The following is a 5,380-nucleotide window of genomic DNA, read 5'->3' as shown; positions in this document are numbered from 1 at the left end:
ATCTACAACTGGAAGGCCAAGTATGGCGGGCTGGAGGTATCCGAGGCCCGGCGGCTGCGGGAACTTGAGAGCGAGAACGCGAAGCTCAAGCGGCTGCTGGCCGACACGATGCTGGACAACGTGGCGCTGAAGGATTTGCTCTCAAAAAAGTGGTGACGCCCGCCGCTAAGCGGGAAGCGGTCGCTCATCTCCAGGCGTGTCATGGGATGAGCGAGCGGCGGGCGTGCCGTGTCATCGATGCTGATCGCAAGAGCGTGCGCTACCGTTCCACACGGGACGATGATGCCGATCTGCGCGAGAAGCTGCGTGGGCTGGCCAACCAGCGCCGCCGGTTCGGCTATCGCCGTTTACATATCCTGCTGCGTCGGGAGGGCGTGACGATCAACCGGAAGAAGACCCAGCGGCTTTACAAGGAGGAAGGTCTGGCGGTGAGGCGACGACGCAGCCGCAAGCGTGCTGTCGGCACCAGAGCACCTGCTCCGGTGCTGGCGCTGCCGAACCAGCGCTGGAGCCTGGACTTTGTTCATGACCAGATAGCTTCTGGCAGGCGGTTCCGCGTGCTCAACGTTGTCGATGATGTGACCAGAGAGTGCCTGGCAGCGGTGCCGGACACCTCGATCTCCGGGCACCGTGTCGTGCGCGAGCTGACCCAGCTGATCGCCCAGCGCGGCAAGCCGGGCATGATCGTCAGCGACAATGGCACCGAGCTTACCAGCAATGCCGTGCTCGCATGGTGCGGCGAGATCGGCATGGAGTGGCATTACATCGCTCCGGGCAAGCCGATGCAGAATGGCTACGTCGAGAGCTTCAACGGCCGCATGCGCGACGAGCTGCTGAACGAGACCCTGTTCATGAGCCTTGCCCATGCCCGGGTCGAGATCGCTGCCTGGGTCGAGGACTACAACCGCGAGAGACCGCACTCGTCCCTTGGCTACGCAACACCGGCGGCGTTCGCCGCCGAACTGAATAAGCAATGGACTGCTTCGCTACGCCCTACGGGCTCCGCTACGCAGCCCATTGCTTCAACCGCGCTGATGCGCAAAACAACCGCCCGGCTCTAATCCCAGCTGGGGGAAAGCTGGGGGTCACATCAGAGGGGCTGACCCAGGCGGACGTCCTTACAGTCGTACTCGCGCTAACCGGTATCGGCAGCGTGGTGTTTCGCAAGACGGCGAAGGCACGGATCGGCTGAACGTGGATCTGGCGGCGATATGTTCGTCGCCAGATCTCTGGGCTCAATTTACGCCAACGATCTCCATCAGCTTTCCATAATCCGTGACCACATCGTACTTGACGCGGTCCTCGGTGATCCGCTGGTTGATCTCGTCGAAGAATTTCCGGGCGCACTCGATCTTCGTTTTCTCGATCTCCCGCAGCTTCATCGAAGACATCGTGCCTTTGGTCTCAGCCACGAAATAGATGTGCCGGACGCTGCCCGCTTTGAACGATATGGCCCAGTCGGGGTTGTAATCCCCAACCGGTGTCGGAATCAGGAAGCCGCGCGGCAGCTTGGCGTACACGACGACCTCGTTGCTCGTGTCCAGCTCTTTGACGAATTCTCTTTCGACATCCGAGTCCGTGATTGCGTAGTCATAGACATGGTTTTTGAGCTTCGCCGAGGCGCGTGAGAAGTCCTGGCCGGTCTGGTTGGCAGTGAAAATGTCGACGTCGTAACGCTCTTCGACTTCGTCGTAGGCCAAGCGCTCGATGACCATCGCAGCCTTCTGCTCGGCGATGATACGCGAGGCCTCAGAGATGAAGTGCTCAGGGTTCATCTTGAATTGCCCGAATACCGCAGGCTCGGTCTGGCCAAGGATGGTTGCGGCCGTATCTCGCGTCAGCTGCGCACTTTCGGCGATCTTTCCGACAAGGTCATATTTCACCAGCGAATGGATGGAGCCTCCTTGTTCGGTAGTCGTGGCGGTAACCGTGAAGCCATCGCCGGTGCGGAGCTGGTCGTCGGTCAGGCCGTCGTTCTGTTTGCCTTCCCGAATTGTGTATTGCAGCGGCGTAACCCGCAGCTGGCTGTTCAGCGCACTGACGCATTTCCTGGCGAGTTCCGAAGAATCGAACTCGACACGGTACACCGCCTTGCGATTGATCCGCGCCCACAGGTCCTGAAACTCCTTCTTATCGAAGTTGGCATTGAGCGGATTGGTTTTGGGCTTGCGGCCATCGCCCACCTTGGGCAGCTGGGCGTCGCTAAATACGCTGTCGATCAGCTGGAACACCTGATCCGCATAGGGTTTCAGCTCATCGGGCAAGTCGGCCAGTTTTCCCGCCGCCTTGGCCTCGTGGTAGGTGCCTGCAATCTGATCCGCATCGTCGGTGTAGTCGTTTTTCACCAGATAGCGGTAGATTTGCTTCGCCATCGAGCCGGTCACCTCGACTGGGCCTTGCTCGGTGGTGATCGTCTTGCCCGTAAAATAGGCTTCAGTTGCCTGACGGGGACGCGAAGAGAGGGTCTCCACAATTTCCCTTTGAAGACCCGTTACAAAGTCCCTGTAGCTCTCGCTGGCGACCACGGTCAGCACGTTGATTTCGTGCACTACGGCTGGATGATCCATGCGGTCGCCGTGCTGGTCGACACAAAGCCGTAAACCTCGACCGACCTCCTGACGGCGCGAAATGGTGTTGTCGCTGTGCTTCAGCATGCACATGACAAAGACGTTCGGGTTGTCCCACCCCTCGCGCAGTGCTGAGTGCGAGAAAATGAACCGGGTGGGTTCGGCGAAGGAAAGCAAACGTTCCTTGTCCTTCAGGATCAGGTCGTAGGCTTCCACGTCGTCGGAATCGACCGCGCGGGCGCCCACGGCAGGATCCTTGAGGCGGTTCGTCTTCTTGTCGATCGCGAAATAGCCATTGTGGGTCTTGGCCGAGTCTATGCCGGCAAGGTACTTCCGATACGCCTCGTTATCGATGGCAAGCTCCGACAGGTACTCGGCCTTCAGCAACTCGTATTCTTCCTCGAAGACCCGGGCATATTCACCTTTCTCATCGGCCTGGTCGTAGTCCCGGTACTTCACCACCTCGTCGATGAAGAACAGCGACAGGACCTTGATGCCCTGTGCGAACAGCTGTTTCTCCTTATCTAGATGCGCCTTGATCGTCTCGCGGATCTGGATGCGACGGATATCGCGCTCGGAGACGTCGCCATTCGCCTCACCAGCCCTCAACACGACGCCATTGGTGAACTCGACAGTGTCGTTGACGGCGTCGATCTGGCTGATCGTGAAGCCGCGATACTGGTCCAGCTCACCCGACTCCACGAACAGGTCATCGCGGAACTCGAGCCGCCGCAGCTGACGCTTGATCTCGCCCGACTTCAGCTTTACCTCCATCTCGATCCGCGCCACGGGGGCCTTCTTCGAGATGTCGATACCTTCCAGGTACAGATAGGCGTTGGTGCCGGCCAGCCCGCGGGTCTGGATGCCGCGCACGGCGATCTTCTTCACCAGCTTCTGGTTGTAAGCGTCCAGTGCATCCAGCCGGTGAATGCGGTTGTGCTGGGTTTTATGCGTGGCTGAATAGCGCAAGATCATCAGCGGCTTGAACTTCGGCAACGCTTCCATCGTTGCCGCACCTTCCATCTTCTGCGGCTCGTCCAGGATAAGGATCGGTCGGTTCGAGGCAATCACATCGATGGGTTTGCGCGACTGGAAGTCGTCCAACTCTTCATAGATGCGGCGGTTGTCTGCACCGCGTGCGGCAAACGCCTGGATGTTGATCACCATCACGTTGATGCCGGCGTCGGACGAAAAGCTCTCCAGCTCGTGCAGGCGTTTGGAGTTGTAGATGAAGAACCGCGCCTTCTTGCCGTAGCTCTCGGTGAAGTGCTCGGCCGTGATCTGCAGCGATTTATAGACCCCTTCGCGAATGGCGATTGACGGCACCATGATGATGAACTTCGACCAGCCATAGCGCTTGTTCATCTCGAAGATGGTCTTGATGTAGCAATAGGTCTTGCCCGTGCCGGTCTCCATCTCGACATCGAGGTGCACGCGGCTCGCAGCCAGCGCGTCGCGCTTGTAGCTGGCCGCGACGGGCACACGCTCGCCCCGGGCGTTGAAGGTGGTGAAATCCGTCAGCGACTGCGAGACGGGCAGGTTCTGGCGCCGCTGGACCTTCTTGATGTTCTCCAGAATCTGCGCGTCTGTCAGGGCGAGGTCGGCATTCCTGAACCCTTCCTCAAAGGCGCTGGCCTGCGCCGCGCGGCCGGGGTCGATGCGGTAGGTCAGGCCAGAGGTCATGGGCTGGCCAGCGAAGCAGTCGACCACGTCGTTGACGGCATTGGTCTGATAGGGCTGGACCTTGAACTTGAACTTCATGGCGCGCCCTCAGATCGACTTGACGTCGGTGGTGGGCGAGAGCTGGCGGAAGATCTGTTCGACGTTGATCTTCACCGCATCCGAGACAAAGCCGTTGTCGCGGAAGACCACGCGCAAAGGCTCGCGCTTCGCCAACTCCTTCACCAGTTCCTCGGTCACACCGCGATCAAAACAGGCGACAAGGGCGTTGTCATCGACGAAGAATACGGTCTTGCCTTGGGCCGTCTCGCGGCGGATCGGCAGCGTCAGGTCCACGCCCCAGTCGACCAGTACCTGAAAAAGCAGGTCTTCGGACGTGCGGTCTTCCTTCACATTGTCGACCATATCGAGCAGGTCAGACTGTTTTAGCTCATCGGGACGATAATAGACGTCCTTCATGTTTGACGTATCCACCTTGAGTACACGGAAGCCTACATCGCGGTTCCAATCGGGGTGGCATTCGCCTTCGAGGATCTTTTTGCCGGCGCGACGGATGCGCTCTTTCGCCAACTCCGCGATATTGTCTTTAAGGCCGTTCGCTCTGACGAATTTTAGGCTCTGTGCGGCATCTTTATCATCCTCTCTTATCGGTTCATCAAGTTGAACCACCAAAAAGGAGCGATTGCTTCCAGTTCGCGCATTTACATCCATCACTGCGTGAGCAGTAGTCCCGCTGCCAGCAAAAAAATCGAGGATCAGATCATTTTCATCTGTTGCAAACTCTACAAGCTGACCGATGATTGTATGGGACTTTGGATTCTTGAAAACATCTCGCGCAAGAAGATTCTCAACGACCTTCGTTGAAGATCTACCGTCTTCATAAATGATTGATCTGAGAGCTTCTTTAACTGTCTCCAGACGCTTTTTAGGCTTAATCAGTGTTGTTTCATCTGCACCAAAAAGAATGTCGTCTTGGGAGATCATTTGTTCCATGGTATTTTTCGGGAACCGGAATCCTTTGTCCGGAACCTTGCAAGGTCGTCCAGTTACCGGATGTAGTACTTCGTACTCGTATCCTCCAAACTTAGTGTTCGCGACGTCGCCATCGTGAAAGACACCACGGTCATCTACAT

General features: G+C 57.9%; 3 protein-coding genes. 1 reads left to right on the top strand and 2 read right to left on the bottom strand.

What is annotated here, in order from left to right; all coding sequences use genetic code 11:
* A protein-coding gene (locus BZF61_RS15400) for an IS3 family transposase (RefSeq protein ID WP_143737066.1) occupies positions 1-1,061 on the top strand; the annotation gives its coding sequence in 2 pieces (ribosomal slippage) (positions 1-142 and positions 142-1,061; 1,062 coding nt annotated over the 2 pieces). This gene is flagged as partial in the annotation.
* Between the two features lie 174 nt (positions 1,062-1,235).
* Here BZF61_RS15400 and BZF61_RS15395 read toward each other — a convergent pair.
* Positions 1,236-4,328: a type III restriction-modification system endonuclease gene (locus BZF61_RS15395; protein WP_086620180.1), complete on the bottom strand. Its 3,093-nt coding sequence runs from the start codon at positions 4,326-4,328 to the stop codon at positions 1,236-1,238.
* A gap of 9 nt (positions 4,329-4,337) precedes the next feature.
* On the bottom strand, positions 4,338-5,380 hold a 1,043-nt coding region (locus tag BZF61_RS15390; protein WP_281251537.1), incomplete at its 5' end, for a DNA methyltransferase.

This window comes from Erythrobacter tepidarius, from assembly GCF_002155695.1.
Lineage (GTDB): Bacteria > Pseudomonadota > Alphaproteobacteria > Sphingomonadales > Sphingomonadaceae > Erythrobacter > Erythrobacter tepidarius.
The sequence above is the reverse complement of the archived record's forward strand: the minus strand, read 5'-3'. Positions and strand labels throughout refer to the sequence as shown.